This window comes from Pontibacter sp. GD7 (assembly GCF_058216375.1).
Window position 1 is genome coordinate 134,572 of record NZ_JBYZMP010000005.1, and the last position, 17,927, is coordinate 152,498.

Sequence of the window (17,927 nt, forward strand, 5' to 3'; positions counted from 1 at the left end):
GTGGTGGTTTGACCAGGCAGTGTAAATTCCCCTCTTGAGAGGGGTAGGAGTGTGTCAATCGTTCGCAATTTACATTTCTGTTTTGGGGCTGGAGTAAATGCCGTCAATTTAAGGATTATACAAAGCTGCTTTGTAAAGCTGATTCGGACATCCTTGTTCCCTGGCAGTTTTACTTCCGGACAAAGATGTCCGAAAGAGCTTTTTCCTTAGACTGACAGCATTGGGGGGTAGGGCTAGGTTGCCCATATCAGTTATCAAATTACTGTTGTGCTCGCAACTGAGATTTAACAGCTATTTGCTCCGGCTAATGCTGCAAGTATACCAGCCGCAATTTCAGGCGGTAAACCTCTCAAATTCTTCCCATCTTGTTCCTGCACAGAATTACATACTAACTATTGTTTACTCACTTGCTGCGAATTTTCGTTAACAAGTATAATGCCCATCTCCAGCGAATAACATCTGCCCTGCCAGGATTATACCTGATGAGCAAAGTATAGATCGACTTCCTATTTACTCCAGTGACCACTCTACGTTCTTAAACGCCTTAAAGCCAGCGGTGTAAAATATTCGGTCAAAATGGTGTAACATTAAAAAAAATAATTTATACTTACTGCGCAATCGATTGCACAGGCAGCAAAGTATGAGGGGTCGTTCCTGATCGATTGATAAACCACTAAAACCTACTTTATCATGAAGAAACTATTTACCCTTATGCTAGTGCTGTTGCCGCTGTTTACCTGGGCACAGGCTTTAACTGTTTTAGAAGCAGGCGGATGGCTGGAATCGGCGTACGTGAAGTGGCAACCTGCTGCCAACGCTGAAAGTTACAATGTCTACTACAGCGGCGAAGGATTCACGGATCGCAAAATTGATGATCAACTGATACGGAGTTATGGCTCGTATTTTCGTGCTGATGTACTGGGGCTGAAGGCCGGGACTTATACTCTTAAAATTGTGCCCGTGACCTCAGGTACCGAAGGCTCGGCCACGGTAACTGGTTCGCTTACGGTACTGCCCCATGACCGCACCGGCTTTGCTTTCAGTAACGGACGGGTACCGGGTGCCTACAACGCCGATGGCACTGTAAAGAACAATGCCGTTATCCTGTACATCACTCAAAACACCAAGAATACCATTTCGATGGACGTGACAGGGGCCAATGCAAACCCTTGTGTGGGCCTGCAGAAAATACTGGACGGGTTTAAGAAAGGCAAGGATGCGCGTCCGCTTATCGTGCGCCTGGTAGGGCAGATCACGGACCTGGACTTCATGTATAACGGAGACATCGTGATCGAGAATAATAATTTTGCCTCCAGCTACATAACCCTGGAAGGAGTAGGTGACGATGCCGTGGCGGATGGCTGGGGCATTCGCATCAAGAATGCATCGAACATAGAGGTCCGTAACATTGGAACGATGAACTGCAACAGCGATGAAGGCGATAACATAGGCTTGCAGCAGGACAACGATTACATTTGGATACACAACGTGGATTTCTTTTACGGAGATGCCGGTAGCGATGCTGACCAGATAAAAGGCGACGGAGCCCTGGACGCCAAGAAATCTACGTATGTTACGTTCTCATATAACCACTTCTGGGATTCCGGCAAAGCGAACCTGGTTGGCCTGAGTGAAGGAACTACACAGGGTTTATACATTACTTACCATCACAACTGGTACGACCATTCAGACTCACGCCACCCGCGTGTGCGCTTTTACTCGGCACATGTGTACAACAACTACTACGACGGCATTGCAAAGTATGGGGTTGGCTCTACCATGGGGTCTTCTGTTTTTGTGGAAGGCAATTATTTCCGTAACTGCAAGTATCCTATACTTACCTCTATGCAAGGCTCGGATGCATACAGCGAAAGCAAGCAGGCAAACGACTATAACAATATGGCCACCTTCTCGAAAGAGGACGGGGGTACGATCAAGGCTTTCAACAATTTCATGACGGGGCAGCAGCGTTTCGTGCCGTATGGCGCTTCGGGCTTCCCTAATGCCACAGTGGATTTTGATGCGTACGTTGCCACAAGCAGAAATGAGACAATACCTGGCACCATCGTTTCAGCCTACGGAGCAAATACTTACAACAACTTCGATACAAACCCATCCATCATGTACACCTATACTCCCGACAGCCCCGAAGCGGCCAAGGAGAAGGTGATGCAGTATGCAGGGCGCGTAAACGGAGGCGATTTTAAATGGACGTTCAACAATGCGGTAGACGATGCTTCTTATGCTGTGATCCCTGCTTTAAAGGCGGCGCTGGTAAATTACAGAACCAGCCTTGTTTCGGTTCAGGGCGAAGCTGCACCGGCAACTGGCGGAGGCGGCTCAGGTTCAGGCACGGGTGGTGGAAGCGGCACAGGTAGTGGAACCTCTGAGGAAGGCATGGTGCACAATTTCACGCTGGCAGGTAAGGCAAGCCCGTTCTACACCATAAGCGGAAACCTGTCCGACACGAAAGGAACAGTGGTCTACAATGGCCTGACCTTAACGCAGTGCTTAAAGATAGAGTCGGCAACAGTTATTTCTTTTACCACGACCAAAGAAGCCACCTTAACGCTGGTGTTTAACGACGATTATACTGGTACAATTAAAGTGAACAATGTGAACTATACGGCAGGTGCTGGAAAAGTAACGCTTACCCTACCAGCCGGTGCTCACCAGATAACCAAAGGCGGTACGGCTAACCTGTTCTACATGAGCGCCGTGTATACCGGCACCGTGCTGAGCGTGGCAGATACTGAAAAAGTAACGATAATGGCCTATCCAAACCCGGCGGACAATGCAGTGATGGTGACATGGAAGAACCAGACAGAATTCTCTCTCTACAACGCCTCGGGCATGCTGCTTAAAAAAGGCATTACCAACCAGCTACTCGACCTGAAGGATATCAGATCAGGTTTATACTTTATCGTGATACAGGGAGAAAACGGACAAAGATGGACTGGCCGTCTGGTAAAGAGATAGTATAAAAGTTATCAGTACCATAGACCTCGCTTTAAAAGAAAAGGCCTCGCAGCATGCTCAGCTACTGCGAGGCCTTTTGAGTTAGGGAGTTAGGGAGTTAGAGAGGTAAATAAGACCTTGCAGCCTGCCATGACCTCGCAGCGAGGTCATACTGCATATCTTCTCAAACTCCCAAACTCCTAAACTCCCAAACTCTCAAACTCTCAAACTCTATCCCTCTTATCACCTCAGCCGTATTCCTGTTGTGTCTGCGTCTTGCAAAGCAGTCTTGTTCAGAAAGCGGTCGTTGCGGAGGTCTGCGCCGCGCAGGCTGGCGTTTTTAAGGTTTACGTCCCGTAGGTTGGCACCTCTCAGGTCGGCACTATCCAGCACCGCGTTTTCCAGGTTCGCGTTTATCAGAATGGCGTTTTGCAGATCGGCACCGCTAAAGTTGGCACCGCTAAGGTCCGCATTCACTAAAATGGCGAAGGTGAGCACAGCGCTTGTCAGGTCGGCATCGAACAATTTTACGCCCCGCATGTCGGCCAGCGACAGGTCGGCGCCTCTTAGCCTGGCCCCGTTCAGATCAGTACTATCCATTTTGGCAAACTGAAAGGTAGCCCCGCTCAGGTCGGCACCATGGAAAAAGGCATGGCTTAACTTTGCTTCACCCAGATCGGCGTATTTTAAACTGGCACCGTTTACAAAGGCCCCCCTGAAATTGGTAAAGGTCAGGTCGGCCCTGTCAAGTATGGCATTTCGAAGCCAGGCACCCGACAGGTCGGAGTTGGCAAGTTTTGCGGCTTTTAAATTGGTGCTATCCAGCACGGCTCTGTTCAGTTCGGAATTGGTGAGGGTGGTGTGGCTCAGGTTTGCCTTTCCCAGTTTCGCGTTCGAGAGGCCTGCACCGTATAAATTTGCCCCTTCTAGGTTTATCCCCTCAAAAAAGCCATACTCCCCGTTCAGGCCCCTCAGGTCAACGCCTTCCTGGCGCAAGTATAACAAAGCCTCCATGCGGCCACCGCCTTTCTCGTAAAGTATGGCCCAGTTCTCCCGGATAGAGGCGTGGCGGCGTGCGGGTGCCTCCATAAACCAGCCGATGATGGCTACCAATATGGCCAGCTTGCCCACATACTTCAGCAGCGTAAAAACAGCCAGGTGACTCATCCAGTACGAGAGCCAGTTCATGCCCCACTCCAGCCACAGAAAGGGAGCTTTAAAAACGGAACCGGTTACCGGCCTGGAAGGCTTCTGGATCTTTTTACTCATAGGGGAGAAGCAGGCTACAAGTATGTATACTTCCTGGGTGGGGTGTAGTTGCGATAGAAAGTATAATCAAACCTATACTAGTGTTTACAACCTTGCAGGTGCAAACTCATACTTACTTATTTTTAAGATGTAGGTGAGTATAAATGAATTGCCATAAGCTGAAGTGCACGGAGGTTGCCCAGAATCGTTGAACATTTACACCTGGCAAGTGGTAAGTATAGATCTAAACTTAAAATAAATGGCATGGCAGAAACAGACTTCGACAAGGAAGAACGCGAGCAGGTCTACCACGACTTTAATGAGGCCGTGAACAGGACACCCTCTGAACTTGAAAAGTGGCTGGATACCGACAAGTCTAAGGAGGTAGGGTATAAGGAGGCGGATGGAAGCGAATCTGTCGGACACGAGTCAGGAAGAAAGATCATCAGAATCAAGCAAAAGAAGAAAGATGATCTGACGGATTCAGACTATGCCCATATGCGCAAAGTAATAGGCTATGTGCACCGCCACACCGCCCAGCGCCCGTCCGGCAACATCGACGACACGCCCTGGCGCTACTCCCTCAAAAACTGGGGTCACGACCCGAAGAAGCACTAGTGAGTATGTGTAAATGTGACGATATCAGCGCTTAATATTCCTACTAAATTTCTATTGCACAGGTATTTATACTTGAAGGGGTTGTAAATTTCGGGCTGGACCTCCATTGATCTGCGTCTGGGACAGTCCAGCCCAGTAAAGTTTTAAAGCGATTCTGATGCAATCCACAGTGAAAATTCTCGGAGTGGCATGATAAAATAGAAGTAAACGACTCTATGTTTTAGGGTAAGTACACTAATTATTTCCAACTGCTAGATGAATAGTGCAGGCTGGCTGTTATTTATTCCTGGGTGTTACAAAATCCGAAATGCCTTTGGTGAAAACACCTGAAAGGGTAGTGAGGTACACTTTGTCCTTGAATTGAGACACAGAAGTAATAGAATGCCCCTGCACACCTGTATTATCTAATTCATAAACCTTACCCTCCCTAAAATTAATATAAAAGAGCTGATCGTTTTTGTAGCCAACCAGAAGAGTGTTGTTGACGGATGCGTAGTTTATTATCCGAAAACTATCGGTTACAGTACCGGTTCTAAACCAGTTTGTACCATTTGTTGAGCTATAAAGACCATCGGAGTTAATCGCAAAAAGTTCGTTGTTTAATTTAAACATTTTTAATACTCTTGTATCAAGCACTACTTTAGGTTCACCGTTTTCTGAAATGGTCCATAATTTATATGCATCTGATAAATAAAATTTATCATCGATTACCTTAAACATTGGAATGCTATTGGCATCGAACGATGGAAGATCAAGTATCTCGGTAGAAATGATTGTTAGTTTATCCGGGTTATTCTGAACTGCATCCTTGTCGACAGCATACTTTAAGCGTAGCACCCTTTGTCCCCATTGCCCTTTGGTGGTGCGGTATGGTATTAAACACACATTATTAGCCGAGATCATGATGCTTTCGCCTAACTCAGCGGGTATAAAGGTAAAGGACTGAAATGAAGGGTCAATTTCTTTCAGATTGATGTATACAGCAGTGTTAATGTTAGGGTAATGCGTTGGATACAAAGCAACGGATGTTTCAGAGGCAGCTACGGCAAATGCATTGGAAGAAATTGGGAATTTATAAGTTGCAGCATTTTTAAGCGCATGAACATTAGCTCTGGTAAAAGTGGTTGCTGAACCGGAAATTTTATGCAAAGCATTTAAGCCAAGTAGTATTAGCTGGTTATCATCGGCGTAAGAGTTTAACTGCATGCGCTGGTCCAGTGTAAATGCCTTTTCCTCTACCCAAATGGCGGGCTCAGCGGGTTTTACCGGCTCTTTCTTATCAGCACATGCGCTTAAAAACAAAACCGAAAAAAGGGCTACTAAGTAATGCTTCTTCATGGTGGAATAAAAAGTTTGTTTGTATTGTGGTAGTGCAGCCATTATAAATTGCGGCGGGCAAATATAGTTTGAAGTTCCTGCAAATTGCATTGCCAGGTAGGAATAAATTTTGATTTACCTTTCATTCAAAAATTGGTTGCCTAGTTACCAAACGCTAGCAGGTGCGGAGACCTGTCCCGAAGTATTTCGGGGACGCTGCGAGGTCTTAGCATCCATTCTGTTTTTCCTGCTTGTGCCCGGCAATTATTAGTCCCCCTTGGGGGTAGGGGCCCTCGAATAAGAAGGGGGTAGGGGGATGACTTACACCTGCGACCAAACTACACCCACGTACAAATCACACCCACGAACAAATAGACAGCAGAGGCTTGTGCTGGAAGTATAGCTGCTATACCTCCAGCACAAGCCTAAACAACACCACTGCCTACCTCAGTAATTTATACGCTGGCACCAATTCATGCATTGGAGAACTCTCTACCGCTTGCTGCAACGGTCCCAGGTGGCCTGCACCGTAGATAACCAAAATGCGGTCATTGGGACTTTCGGTGATGCGCTGGATGTTGCGGAAGATGCGCAGGTTGCGGTTAAACCAGGAGGCGCTGTACCAATCTACGCCAGTATAATCGTAGGGCTCTGCCTCATACTGGAAAGCCTCCCGGAAATAGTTTTCCAGTCCCTTGCGGATGGCCGCTGGCTGGTTCATCTCCCATATTTTCTGGTAGAGGGTTTGGGGTTGGCTGCCTGCCAGCTTTTGCTCGGCTTGGTGGCGGGCCTTTACCGTTGTCTGCATGTACTCCCAGAACTTCTCCATCTGCGCTGCTTTGTCTTCCCGAACCTCAAATTTTTTGCTGCCGGGCTTTTGGTAGGCGTCCAGGTTGCCCCAGGTATCGATGGCGTACACACGCGGGTGCCCCAGCTGTTTGGCCAGCCTGAAACCCAGCTGGTACTCCTCGTTCTTGCCCAGCTCATGGCGGCCCTCCAGGTATGCCTGGTACAGCGAGTCCAGGCGGGCCTGCTTCTCCGGTCTTACTTCAACGGCAATTTTTGTGGGTTTGAACTTCGCCATCTGGCTGGTGATGCGCGCTATGTCGCGCTGGCCCTGCGGGGAGGTAACGTCCAGTTGGTCGGCTTTTGCTGTGGTGATAATATCGGCATTGGGATAGGCGAAATGGAAGGTACCCAGCAACATGACCTGCGCCCGGCCTTCCCGGCCGCTTGCCTTTTTAAACTGTGCCAGGGCAGGCATAAGACAACTGCTTGCCAACAGTACTACAGCGAGTAATAGTTTTTTCATAGTTCGATAGGATTTGTTTTTGCTATAGATGGAAAGGAGGGGAGTTGGGTTGCCTGGGAGGTAGGATTTTATGGAGCGTAAATACTCCTTGGGCTAGTGTGAGCTTGTAGCTCGTACTTTTGCTTCAAACCAGATCTATCTTTCGCTGGTGCGAGCTTGCAACTCGTACCTCCATTGTTCAGGCAATATCCATCTCCAGCAAACCTTTGCCACCACTAAAGTCTATCGCGCTGCTATACTTCCAATGCTCCGGCTCCGACACAAAGCCAGCTTCTACAGGGTTTTTATGGATGTAGTCGATTTTCTGATCTATTACCGCAGCGCTCCACAGTTCGATGGGTTTGTTGTGCTGCTGCCAGAATTGCCGGTGCTTCACGTTGCTGTTCTTCAGTCCGGCCCGCTCCATCAGCCACAGCATCCATTCCTTCCGGCTCTCCTGGTTATGCTCGGCAATGGCTTTTTGCAGCTGTTTGGAAGTATAAGTTTTCAGCTCCTTCAGCAGCGTGCTCGGGTTGTTGGCCTTGGCCCGGAAGATAAGGTGCACGTGGCTGGGCATAATACACCAGGCATAGATCTCCATGCCTTTGTGCTTGCGGCAGTAGTCTAAGCTGTCGGTAAGCAGGGCAAAGTACTCCTCCCGCGTAAACACGTCTATCCAGTACACCACCGCAAAACTGACAAAGTATAGCCCCTCCTGGTTATGAAATTTATACTTCCGGCTCATGTGAAGCCTAAACTTATAAGAATAGCTTTCGGGTTTTAGTAGTATTGCGCTAGAATAATATAGCGCTAGTGAGAACTAATGCTAGTGCGAACTTGTAGCTCGTACTGTTACTTTTGAGAATGTGTAGCTGCATGGCATATTAATAGCAGCATAATTTATGTTTTAATAGCAGTCCCTGTTGTTATTGTAGCTTTATATCAAAACGTTTTCTCAATCTGTCGGTACTGTTTGATTTCCATCTTAAGACGTGACTCTTTATTACCCATAAAATTAAAGTAGTCCCGATGAGTATATCCTTTGACTTTTTTTGTCTGGACAGTTTTCAGTAGAAAGGCTGACAGATCTTTGCCCATCAGCAATTTTGACTGCTGTCCTTCTAAAAAGCTTTTAGGTTTGAATGATGTCTCTTCCGGAGACAAGTGCACAGTCCAATCCGCTTTGAAACTATCTGCTGCAGCAACCCAAAAAGTATTATAGGTAGATGGCAGGTCATCTTCAAATTTAATCTCAAAGTCATTAAGTCCTGATTTAATAACAGCAAAATCAGATTTAGACGCAAATCCCATGTCTGTTGGTATGCTTGTTCCTAAATTATTATAGACGTGTCGGTATCCACCAGCATCGGTATATACTAGTGTTGCATCAAACTCTTTTATGTGAGTGGAAGGATACTGTATATCATAGGAAGGAAGACTGGAGGTTCGTGTAGCTCTGTCAAGCAGCATACGTTTACTGTAATCACCTGCAGTTGTGTAGCCATACAAGTAGCTGCTGATCTGTGTTATGCCTGAAGGTTTATTAAAAGTATGTTTCAGGGTTGGACTGGCTTCTTTGAAGTCTACCTGCGTATTGTCAGAAGTGATTTCCGTGAATATAAATTTTTCTTGTTTAGGAAGAATCAAGTATGCTAGATCGGAAGGGGATAGCCTGCTGAATTGTTGTGTGTAGGAATATGGCACTATCCAATGCAGAGAGTATAATAATGTTTGTTTTGTCTGGAAAAGATAATTACTCTCGTACGGGATGTTGATGTACTGTATAGTCGCTAACGATGTCTGCTCATAAACTAAAGGGCTCAAGTAATCATCTATATCCCAGTTATTAAGATCTACCTGCACATAGGTCTTGATGGTGTATTTGCCTGTTGCAGGATTCAGAAAAAGAGTAGTTACATTAAACCTGGCATCATTTGATTTTACCTTTAGTGCATGTGATGACCTTGTTGCAATTAGGGTATCTAGCAAAACTTTTCCATCTTTTTGCGACACGATCAATTCAAATTCTTTAACCGAACTTGATGTTGTTTCAGGATTGTATCTGAAACTAGACGTGACAACCTTTGTTACAGGTTCGGGTGTTTTGTTAGCAGGCGCTGGCTCAGTTGTTTTGTCTTTATCACAAGCCAATAATGTACCTACCATTAGAAAAGCTATAGTTGCTTTTAATCGCATAAGTTTAAGTTTGCTTCTAAATTAATTTTTAAATTTAGTAAAATATTTCAGTCAAGCTATATTTTGTTACTTATGCTGGCGCGAGCTTGCAGCTCGTGCTCCGACACAAAGCCGGCTTCTACTGGGTTGTTATGGATGTAGTCGATTTTCTGATCTATTACCGTAGCGCTCCACAGCTCGATGGGTTTGTTGTGTTGCTGCCAGAAAGCCGGTGCTTTGCCGAAAGCTGTGGCTCAAAAGACCTCGCGGCGTCTTCACGACCCGCGAGCGTCTGTGGTAAAAGCTACTGCGCCGGGCATAAACATGTATAGCCACCGCCATTACGGAAGACGCTCGCGGGTTTGTAAAACGCCGCGAGGTCGGGGCGGCAACAGCGGGAAAAGACACCAGGCACAGATCTCCATGCCTTTGTTCCTGCGGCAATAGTCCAGGCTGTCGGTAAGCATGGCAATTACTCCTCCCGCGTAAACACGTCTATCCAGTACACCACCGCAAAGCTCACAAAGTACAGCCCTTCCTGGTTATGAAATTTATACTTCCGGCTCATGTAAGGCTTAAACTTTAAATAGCAGTTTGCAGGTTTAGGTATTTGTACGCTAATGCGAGTAAATGTGCTAGTGCGAGCTTGTAGCTCGTACTGGTACTTTTGCTGAATGTATAGCTGCGTGGAAAGGTAAAGGCACGAGCTGCAAGCTCGCGCCAGCGGGTAGAAACCCTAAGATGTAGTTTCCACTACAAAATCTTTTTCAGATAAATTTAAATCTTTAGAGGGCTTCAAGCCAGTAGGTAGTAACACACGTAGTCGATCTAAAATTTGATTGACTTCTTGTAATGTCAGTTTCGGATTATAATTTCTATTTCCCGCTATATTCATCAATTGAAGTGAATAATAATAAAAGTCTTGTTTTAGAATTTTATAGCAGCTAAAGTACCACTTTATGAGGGGGTGTGATATGTTAAATATACCATCAAATACTAACGTGTTTTCTGAACCAATATACTCCATAAATACAAGTGGACTAAAGTCGTAGTAGTCTTCTGGTAAATCTGCAGTTTTTTGGGTTAAAATTAATGTTGCATACGAGTTGTGTTCGGATTCTATATAAATTTTAAGTTTTACGTTAAAATTTTCTTGAATCATATATCTTATAAATCGATTGAGAAATGACCTGTGATTGAAGATACCATATATTTCAGGCTTTATAATTTCTGCATGAGTATCTGGGTTCTCCTTCAGTATGTTTATACTAACTAATTGTCTGTGCGATATACTAGAAATAAAAGCTTCATTGTCCCAATAAGATCGGCTTCCTTCATAAAATTTTGATTTTTTAATCTCTTGAGTAGAGAAGAAAGTATTGTAATCAATTCTACTAAAGTAATTGAATTTATTCTCAAGATTTAGACTATCTCGTTTAGTATCCCTTATATAGGAATTTAATATTTTAGTACTAAAATTAAGATTAGCTATAATTTCAAAATTTAGGCTCTTAATATCATTTCGTGATACAGATAAGTTAGGTAGCAGTTCATCTTGAAAATATATCAAACCAGTATACAAAAAGCTTGGATAACTGTCCGATGGGCTTTTATTGATACTAAAGAGTCTGCTATTAAGCTGAAATAGATTTTCATTGTCATGAATTACAATGCCATTATGGCTTAGGTATAAACCATATAATACTTTTTCAATCTCTTTGTAACGTGGTAGATTGAGAAAGTCGGGAGGTAATGAAAGCAAATTGAATACTTCACCTATTTCACACTCTAGCTTCTCTTCTTTATCAGTATTCGCCTGTCTAAATTTCTTTGTACACTTTAAATAAATTTTTTTATCCCTCTCTTCAAGTGATATATACTTTCCGTAATATTCAAATTCAGTGGTTACAAGATCTGGAGCGTTTACAGAAAGAAAAACTATTTGGCCTTTTAAGTTATGATTTATAGAATTTTTAGAAATGTCAATTGTTTTAATATCAATGGAGATTCCGCTTTGTAGCTCTATCTCGAATAAATCTTGCACCTGCTTTAAAAATTCAGGACCTACAAAGTGAGTAGAGTCTATTGCCCAAGGCTTTTCTAAAAGTTGATTAAAATCCCCTCCAACAAGTTTTCCATTGTATTTTATTGGAATTGGGGAACTCAAAACATAATCATTTAAAACTTTTTCGATATCAAATCCAAGGTATTCCTTATTTGGCATTAGCCTTACCGCTATAGATGTACCGGAAGCTGTCCTATAATCATATTCATCTCCATAAGGTGAAGGCATTTCTATAGGGTCATGCTTTGCGTTCTTAGATTGTAGAACAAAAAGACCATTCCTTCCTTCAACAGATATTCTAAAAGATTCACTAGGAGTAGCACTTGATGAGGAGCCGTAGAACTTAGTATTTATTTCTATTTTGTCACTTACAATAAAGCATGACAGTAGCCCAATTCCGAACCGACTAATTGGGACAAAATCAACAGAAGAATTTTCTTTGATTAATAGTTTTTCTAGTTTGAAACGATCTGAATTATAGTACGATTCTCCTTTTCTTAAAAGGTGATTTAAGATTATTTCTTCATTCATCCCACGACCATAGTCATCTATTCGAATCCACTTATAACCATGCTTATCAGTAAAATAGGTTACAGTAATTGCCTCAGGTTTATAAGTGTGACTAACAGCCTTTTCTAGAAATTCTCTATGTCGAGTTGTATCTATTGCATTTTGTAACAACTCTCTAATAAAGACAAATTCATCGTTATATAGACCTTCCCCTGTTAAAAGATCAAGTACCTTTTCTTCAGAGAGGGTAAAGTGATAATTGCCGGATTGATAATTGTCGCTTCTAATACCAGAAGTGTTTATATTCTCGGGTAATTTGAAATCAACCCATCTAGGCGAGCACAGTTTTAGTAACTTTAAACAGCTTTTCAGTTCATTCTCAATAACTTTGATAAAATCACGAATCCCATACTCAATTTTAGGGTGTGGAGGAGCTGCTTTAAATAAAAGCGTAGTTTGGTCATCATTTCTTAAGAACGAAAATCCATCAGAACATAAGTGCTTGTTCCACTCATCTGAACTTATAGATTCAGTATGAGTTTTAGGATTATCTAATTCCAAGTATTCATACACACTAAGTGGAGTTCTCGTATTATCAAAATCAAGAATATCAGCTAATCTTAGAAGAATAGCACAAAATTTAAGATCACATTCTCCGAGGAAATTAGTTTCAAATTTATCATCATCCTTTATATAGGATACACTCTCATTGTGACTTTCACAAACATAACCGAGTTTATCCTTGAAAGGGATTTGGCCCCATACTAAAGGATTTTGTCTATGAAATTTATTAAGATACACCCAAACTCTTCTTGCATGAGACCATCTGCAATACCACTCTATTAAATCCGGTGTAGCAATTTTATGATTTTCTTCAAATTTTAGCTTTGCCTTTATATTCTCATCAAGGAATATTTTAAAATCTTCTTCGTGCTGGACATTATCTATCTCAGTAACTTTAAACACCATTCCTACATCATGGTATACAGCACTAAGAATCAGAATAGCACATTCTAAAGCAGAAAGTTGTGTAATATTATCACCCAATAATTCTCCAATTATTCTTACAATATTCTGTTGATGACGAAGGTTGTGTAAAGTATATTTAGGGAATGCTTTTTTAAAATCGTCTAGTAAAGGGACAGTATATTCAATATGTTTTTTTACTAAGGTAATATTCTGTTCTTTCTCTTTTGAGACATTAACAAAATGTTTCCACAAACTTAGGTTTTCGAATGGGTGAAGAATTTCATTTGGGTTATTCACAATAGTGTCGCTTTATTATATATTTTAAAGAAGAATAAAATTAAAATATTTATTCTTCTTCTACCAATCTATGTTCTCTAATCTTAATCTGTTTTTGTAACTAATATAACTAAACTTTAAGGTTAAATTTGCTAAATGTATTTGTCCCATACATTTAAGTAAAGCTTGTTTATCCACTATAAATTTTGAGTCTCATTGCCCTTCAACCCATTTACCATAGACTTACCCGTTCGGGAAATTATACCCGCTGTTAGAGAACATCTTTCGGCACAGAACACCTTGATCGTAAACGCCCCTCCCGGAGCCGGTAAAAGCACCTTGCTGCCGCTGGCTATACTCGATGAGCCCTGGCTGAAAGATCAGAAGATCATCATGCTGGAGCCCCGGCGCCTGGCGGCCAAAACCATTGCCGAGCGCCTGGCGCAGCTGCTGGGCGAGGAGGTAGGCCAGACCGTCGGCTACCGCATCCGTTTCGAGACGCGCATCTCCGAGCAAACCCGCATCGAGGTCGTCACCGAAGGCATCCTCACCCGCATGATCCACAGCGACCGCGCGTTGTCTGGCATAGGTATCGTGATCTTCGACGAGTTCCATGAGCGCAGCATCCACGCCGATGTGGCCATGGCCCTGAGCCGGGAGGCGCAGCACACGCTTCGCCCGGACCTGCGCATTATGGTGATGTCGGCCACCCTGGATATGCCCCAGCTGACCAAACTGCTGCAGGCCCCGGTGGCGCAAAGTATGGGGCGGCAATACCCCATCGAAACCATTTACACCGGCGACGCCGACGACCGCATGCTGCCCGAAATGACGGCCAAAGTAGTGCAGCAGGCTGCCAAAGAGCAGGAAGGCGATATCCTCGTGTTCCTGCCTGGCGAAAACGACATCCGGAAGGTAGAAGAACTGCTCCGCAGGCAGCTGCGCGATTTTAAGATACACCCGCTGTTCGGTATGCTTCCCTTCGGCAAGCAATACGCCGCCATCATGCCCGACCGCCAGGGCAAACGCAAGATAGTGCTGGCGACAAGTATAGCCGAGACCAGCTTAACCATAGAAGGCATTTCGGTGGTGGTGGATACAGGCTTCGGCAAAACCTCCCGCTTCGATCCGAAGTCCGGTTTATCGCGCCTCGAAACGGTGCGCATCTCCAAAGACGCCGCCGACCAGCGAGCCGGCAGGGCAGGGCGTTTGGGTCCGGGCACGGCCTACCGCATGTGGAGCAAGACCACGCAGGAGCGCATGGCCCCGCACCGCACCCCCGAGATCATGGAAGCCGACCTGTCCAACCTGGTGCTCGATATGGCCCAGTGGGGCATTCTGGATATCCGTGGCCTTACCTGGCTGAACCCGCCACCGCGTGCTGCCCTGCAATACGCCACCGACATGCTGCACCAGCTGCAGGCGCTGGAGAACGGCCGCATTACGGAGCACGGCAAAAAGATGCACACGCTGCCATGCCACCCGCGCATCGCGCACATGCTGCTCAAAGCCGAAGAAACGGACCAGGTGGCGCTGGCAAGTGATATTGCGGCTATCCTGGAAGAGCGCGACCCGCTGGACCGCAACGCCGGCATCGACATCAATTTAAGAGTGGAAGCCCTGCGCCGATATAGAAAAGAGCAGGGGCAGGGCAAGCGTTTCGGGAAGATAGAGAAGATTGCCCGCTCGTACCGCCAGCTGTTTAACGTGGAGCCCGAGAACGGCACTTTTGACGAGTATGAAACTGGTGTGCTACTGGCGCATTGCTACCCCGAGCGTATCGCTTACGCCCGTCCCGGCAACAACGCCCAGTTCCAGCTGGCCAGCGGGCAGTATGCGTCCGCCGGCCACAGGGATGACCTGTCGCACGAGCCCTGGCTGTCCGTGGCACATATGCACGCCGGCACCGGCGATAACCCGGGCCGCATTTTCCTGGCCTCGCCGCTTAACCCCCGCGACCTGGCCCCGCTGTTAAAGCAGCAGGAAGTATACCATTGGGACGTGAACGACGGTGAGCTGACTGCCTCACTGGATACCCGCATCGGCAGCATTGTGCTGCAAAGCAAGCCGCTGCCACCACCCGACGAGAAGCACCGCGTACCGGCCATGTCGGAAGCCATAAAAGCAGAAGGCGAGCACCTGTTGGACTTCAACCACGAGCTAACGCAATGGCAAAACCGCGTGATGAGCCTCCGCAAATGGCGCCCCTCCGAGTTCTGGCCCGACGTAAGCACCAGCACCCTGCTCATGACCAACCTAGAGTGGCTCAAACCATACCTCTACGACATTGAGCACCCGGATGAGCTGATGGAACTGGAACTGCTGCCTATACTGGAAAAGAAGTACCTGAGCGAAGAGCAACGGGCAAGGCTGGAAGTACTGGCCCCGCAAAGTATAAAACTGCCGGATGGCACAAGTATAGAACTGGAGTATAAACCAAACGGAGAGCAACCCAAGCTGGAAATCCGCCTGCAGGATGTGCTGGGCTGGGAGGAAAGCCCTAAAGTAGATGAGGGAGAGATGACCGTGGAGCTGGCTTTGCTAACTCCTGAGCTGAAGCCGATCACGACTGTTTCTGATCTGGTAAGTTTCTGGAAAGGGAATTATCGGGTGATCAAACGGCAGCTTGAGGTGGTGTTTCCGGAGGTTGATTGGTAACCCCACCCCGGCCCTCCCCTAAAAACAGGGGAGGGAGTTTTTTAGACCTCGCAGCGTGCGCAGCTCCTGCGAGCGTCTAGTTGTCTGAATCAGGATTTACAGGATTAACAGATGGACAGGATTGTTCCTAACGATTGACATCCCCCTGCCCCCTTCAAAGGGGGACTTTTTCTGCTATCCTTCTTTTAGTCTTACTGCTTTGTCGCAGCAATATAAGTTTAGGTATCAATAATTTATTATAACTCGTCTTGAAGGTTTCCCTTCGAATGGGTTAGGGGTGGTTGGACCCGGTACTGCTGAACAATCCTGTCCATCTGTTAATCCTGCAAATCCTGATTCAGAAAAAAAGCAGAACCGTTTGGCTCTGCTTTATACTTTATACTTTCTGAAGCTCCTTTTCCTGTTCCCATTCCTCAGCGTTTGCAATACCAAGTTTCTGCGGATCAAACACAGGATCCAGGCCGGCATCTTTTTGGGCTTTGTAGTCTTTTAAAGCACGGAGGGCTGGTTTTCTTAGCAAAAGTATAGCCACTACGTTTAGCCAGGCCATTATACCCACACCAATATCACCCAGCATCCAGGCTGATTCGGCGGTTTTAACGGAGCCATAGAAAGTTGTGGCAAGAAGCAGGGCGCGCAGGGCCCAAAGCATCCAGCGGTTTCCTTTTTTGTTCAGGTAGCTCAGGTTGGTTTCGGCAATATAGTAGTAGGCCATGATGGTGGTAAAGGCAAAGAACAGCAACGAAATGGCCACAAAGCCACTGCCCAGTGAAGGGAAGTAGGTGTTAATGGCCTGTTGGGTATAGGCAGGTCCGAAGGCCACGCCGGGCAGGTTTTCCACTATAAAGCCACCTTCAGGGTTTACCACATTGTATTGCCCCGTGAACAGGATCATAAATGCCGTGGCAGTGCAAACAAAAAGCGTGTCTACATAAACCGAAAAAGCCTGCACCAGGCCCTGCTTGGCCGGGTGGCTAACTTCGGCTGCGGCTGCAGCGTGTGGGGCTGTACCCTGGCCGGCTTCGTTAGAGTAAATGCCACGCTTCACACCCCACGAGATCGCCATGCCAAACACACCGGCAAAAGCAGGCTCTATATCAAAGGCAGACCGGAATATAAGGCTGATTACTGAAGGTACTTCGGTGATGTTCATGAGTATGATCACGATGGCCATCAGGATATAGGCGCCTGCCATGAATGGTACCACCAGTTCGGCCACTCTGCCAATCCGCTTTACACCACCAAAAATGATAAGGGCCAGCAAAGCAGTTACAACGCCGCCCGTAACGGCAACCGGAACATCAAATGCTGTGTGTATACCGGAGGCGATGCTGTTACTCTGCACGCCTGGCAGTAAAAAAGCCATACTTAGCACAGTGGCCACGGCAAACACCACCGCATACCATTTTATGCCTAGGCCTTTCTCGATGTAGAACGCAGGTCCGCCACGGTATTCCCCATTCTTTACTTCTTTATAGATCTGTCCCAGCGTAGCTTCAACAAACGCGGATGCACTGCCCAGAAACGCGATCACCCACATCCAGAATACCGCACCGGGTCCACCCATGGCAATGGCTGTGGCCACACCCGCGATATTGCCGGTGCCCACACGTCCTGCAATGGCCACTGTAAAGGCCTGAAAAGAACTAATGCCTTTTTTCGATGATTCTCCTTTAAAGAGCAGGCGCACCATTTCGCGGAGGTAGCGCACCTGCAGAAACCTGGTTACGACAGAAAAGTAAATGCCTGCGCCAAGGCAAAGTATGATAAGGACATTGCTCCAGACGATGTCGTTAACCGAGCTGATAATGTTTTCCATGGTTATAAAATTGGTTGGCTTGA

At 45.9% G+C, this 17,927-nt stretch carries 10 protein-coding genes; 3 read left to right on the plus strand and 7 right to left on the minus strand.

The genetic code is table 11. The features are described 5' to 3' along the window. Window positions 1-690: 690 nt before the first annotated feature. The gene (locus AC4BAP_RS09755) at window positions 691-2,979 is read left to right on the plus strand and encodes a pectate lyase family protein (protein ID WP_490582453.1); all 2,289 of its coding nucleotides are present in this window, start codon (window positions 691-693) and stop codon (window positions 2,977-2,979) included. A 222-nt stretch (window positions 2,980-3,201) separates the two neighbouring features. Here the strand turns inward: AC4BAP_RS09755 and AC4BAP_RS09760 are convergent, their stop codons facing one another. Then, window positions 3,202-4,227, minus strand: a complete 1,026-nt coding sequence (locus AC4BAP_RS09760; RefSeq protein ID WP_490582454.1) for a pentapeptide repeat-containing protein — start codon at window positions 4,225-4,227, stop codon at window positions 3,202-3,204. A 243-nt stretch (window positions 4,228-4,470) separates the two neighbouring features. Between AC4BAP_RS09760 and AC4BAP_RS09765 the strand changes: the two genes are divergently transcribed. Further along, window positions 4,471-4,824, plus strand: coding sequence for a DUF3140 domain-containing protein (locus AC4BAP_RS09765; RefSeq protein ID WP_490582455.1), 354 nt, complete (start codon window positions 4,471-4,473; stop codon window positions 4,822-4,824). Between the two features lie 276 nt (window positions 4,825-5,100). On the opposite strand, the gene AC4BAP_RS09770 is transcribed toward AC4BAP_RS09765, so the two are convergent. The 5 genes from AC4BAP_RS09770 to AC4BAP_RS09790 all read right to left on the minus strand — a co-directional run bounded on the left by AC4BAP_RS09770 (window position 5,101) and on the right by AC4BAP_RS09790 (window position 13,448). Continuing rightward, the gene (locus tag AC4BAP_RS09770) at window positions 5,101-6,162 is read right to left on the minus strand and encodes a hypothetical protein (protein ID WP_490582456.1); all 1,062 of its coding nucleotides are present in this window, start codon (window positions 6,160-6,162) and stop codon (window positions 5,101-5,103) included. A 421-nt stretch (window positions 6,163-6,583) separates the two neighbouring features. Next, a complete protein-coding gene (locus AC4BAP_RS09775; protein WP_490582457.1) occupies window positions 6,584-7,453 on the minus strand; it encodes a DUF5694 domain-containing protein in 870 nt (289 codons plus the stop codon). 178 nt (window positions 7,454-7,631) lie between these two features. Then, window positions 7,632-8,177, minus strand: a complete 546-nt coding sequence (locus AC4BAP_RS09780) for an REP-associated tyrosine transposase (protein ID WP_490582458.1) — start codon at window positions 8,175-8,177, stop codon at window positions 7,632-7,634. A gap of 197 nt (window positions 8,178-8,374) precedes the next feature. After that, window positions 8,375-9,628 carry a hypothetical protein gene (locus tag AC4BAP_RS09785; protein WP_490582459.1) on the minus strand — a complete coding sequence of 418 codons (1,254 nt, stop codon included), beginning with the start codon at window positions 9,626-9,628 and terminating at the stop codon, window positions 8,375-8,377. 715 nt (window positions 9,629-10,343) lie between these two features. After that, a complete protein-coding gene (locus AC4BAP_RS09790) occupies window positions 10,344-13,448 on the minus strand; it encodes an HD domain-containing protein (RefSeq protein WP_490582460.1) in 3,105 nt (1,034 codons plus the stop codon). 195 nt (window positions 13,449-13,643) lie between these two features. Between AC4BAP_RS09790 and hrpB the strand changes: the two genes are divergently transcribed. Next, the gene (gene hrpB / locus AC4BAP_RS09795; RefSeq protein ID WP_490582461.1) at window positions 13,644-16,085 is read left to right on the plus strand and encodes an ATP-dependent helicase HrpB; all 2,442 of its coding nucleotides are present in this window, start codon (window positions 13,644-13,646) and stop codon (window positions 16,083-16,085) included. Between the two features lie 376 nt (window positions 16,086-16,461). On the opposite strand, the gene AC4BAP_RS09800 is transcribed toward hrpB, so the two are convergent. After that, window positions 16,462-17,904, minus strand: coding sequence for an alanine/glycine:cation symporter family protein (locus AC4BAP_RS09800; protein WP_490582462.1), 1,443 nt, complete (start codon window positions 17,902-17,904; stop codon window positions 16,462-16,464). Between the last annotated feature and the right edge of the window lie 23 nt (window positions 17,905-17,927).

Coding starts and splice junctions, on each gene's coding strand:
- AC4BAP_RS09755 (WP_490582453.1), top strand. CDS start 691: ATGAAGAAACTATTTACCCTTATGCTAGTGCTGTTGCCGCTGTTTACC.
- AC4BAP_RS09760 (WP_490582454.1), bottom strand. CDS start 4,227: ATGAGTAAAAAGATCCAGAAGCCTTCCAGGCCGGTAACCGGTTCCGTT.
- AC4BAP_RS09765 (WP_490582455.1), top strand. CDS start 4,471: ATGGCAGAAACAGACTTCGACAAGGAAGAACGCGAGCAGGTCTACCAC.
- AC4BAP_RS09770 (WP_490582456.1), bottom strand. CDS start 6,162: ATGAAGAAGCATTACTTAGTAGCCCTTTTTTCGGTTTTGTTTTTAAGC.
- AC4BAP_RS09775 (WP_490582457.1), bottom strand. CDS start 7,453: ATGAAAAAACTATTACTCGCTGTAGTACTGTTGGCAAGCAGTTGTCTT.
- AC4BAP_RS09780 (WP_490582458.1), bottom strand. CDS start 8,177: ATGAGCCGGAAGTATAAATTTCATAACCAGGAGGGGCTATACTTTGTC.
- AC4BAP_RS09785 (WP_490582459.1), bottom strand. CDS start 9,628: ATGCGATTAAAAGCAACTATAGCTTTTCTAATGGTAGGTACATTATTG.
- AC4BAP_RS09800 (WP_490582462.1), bottom strand. CDS start 17,904: ATGGAAAACATTATCAGCTCGGTTAACGACATCGTCTGGAGCAATGTC.